The following is a 1284-nucleotide window of genomic DNA, read 5'->3' on the forward strand; positions in this document are numbered from 1 at the left end:
GGGCCCGGCGCCCGCGCCGCGATTCTCGCGCACCCCTGCCGCCCCGGTCCCGGCCGCGCCGCCGCGCGAGGTGACCGACATCGACCAGGTCTGGGTCTGATCATGAGCGAAGCGGGGGTCGGCTCGCAGGTTGACGGGATCATTCTGGCACTGGACCCATACTCGCCCGAGCCCCCGTTTCGCCAACTCAAGGGGCAAATCGTCGAGGCCATCCGCCGGGGAACGCTGACCCCCGGGACCCGCATGCCGGCGATCCGCACCATGGCGACGGAGGTCGGGATCGCGGCAAGGACGGCAGCCAAGGTCTACAGCGAACTCGAGGAGGCGGGAATGCTCGAGGGCCGCGGCCGCTCAGGAACGTTCGTCACGGCTCCCGATCGGACGAGCGCGGTTCTGACCCGCGCCGCCGAGGAGTTCGCCGAACGGGCCGTCGGCTCTGGTTTCACGTTGAACGAGGCGATCACCGCGGTCCGCGTGGCATATAGCCACGTAGACTGAGCAGTCTCGCTTGGGTGGATCGGTCGCGATTCTGCAGGCACCGACCAAGCAGTCGCATGCAGAATCGCCACCCGCGACGATGACGGCGCTCACGGAGCTAGAAGGTCGTCCAGTTTGATGTAGCCGTCTTCCACAGCGTGCACGAGCAACCGCACTTTGGTTCTCGCGGGTCGTCCGGCGGCCTGATACTTGGCCCGAACTCGCTGGATGTAGGTGCTGACAGTCGATTCAGCTAGATATAGGCGCTTGGTGACCTCCCGCTTGCTGTCTGAAACCAGCCAGGCGGTGAGGACTTCGACCTCTCGATCGCTCAGTACGGGACGCCTGCTTGGGAGTGAGGATCGCTCGGTTGCAGGTTCACGCACGAGTTCGACAACATGGATGGTGGTCACGTAGTCCTCCGCGAGGTTTGGTTAGACGTACTAGTGTCGGGCCTGCGGGAACCCTCTACCCCTTATGGAACAGGCGCTCGAACAGCTGTTATAAAGGTCGAGCTTATTGACTACCGCCATGGCGGGCCATCCCCTAAAACTTGGGGTCGGGCGGTCGCTCAGTACTCGCCGGTAGGGTGTCCGTCATGGTCGTACTCGATGCGATGTATGCCCTCGGGTGCGCTGTGAACGATGGTTGCCAGCACGGGACGGTTTGGAGGAAGTAGCCGGATGGTCAGCGTTCCCGTCTCCACTTCGACAAGGGTGTCAGTCACTGCATCGAGAATGCGTTGACGGACCGCCTCGTCGGTGGCGGCGTCGAGACCGTGATCGTCGAGAAGGACGACTTCAACCC

Annotated in this window: 2 protein-coding genes and 1 pseudogene; 1 reads left to right on the plus strand and 2 read right to left on the minus strand. The window is 63.8% G+C overall.

Translation table 11 applies throughout. The annotated features are described in order from the left end of the window. Window positions 1–102: 102 nt before the first annotated feature. Window positions 103–498, plus strand: coding sequence for a GntR family transcriptional regulator (locus tag H483_RS27430; RefSeq protein ID WP_017836503.1), 396 nt, complete (start codon window positions 103–105; stop codon window positions 496–498). A gap of 89 nt (window positions 499–587) precedes the next feature. Here H483_RS27430 and H483_RS38655 read toward each other — a convergent pair whose 3' ends face one another. Then, on the minus strand, window positions 588–890 hold the full coding sequence (locus H483_RS38655) for a LuxR C-terminal-related transcriptional regulator (RefSeq protein WP_238556266.1): 303 nt from the start codon (window positions 888–890) through the stop codon (window positions 588–590). Between the two features lie 158 nt (window positions 891–1048). Further along, a pseudogene (locus H483_RS39560) lies at window positions 1049–1284 on the minus strand (hypothetical protein); the annotation flags it as partial.

Origin of the sequence: Dietzia sp. UCD-THP, from assembly GCF_000349585.1 — a bacterium.
Classification (GTDB): domain Bacteria; phylum Actinomycetota; class Actinomycetes; order Mycobacteriales; family Mycobacteriaceae; genus Dietzia; species Dietzia natronolimnaea_A.

Coding starts and splice junctions, on each gene's coding strand:
- H483_RS27430 (WP_017836503.1), top strand. CDS start 103: ATGAGCGAAGCGGGGGTCGGCTCGCAGGTTGACGGGATCATTCTGGCA.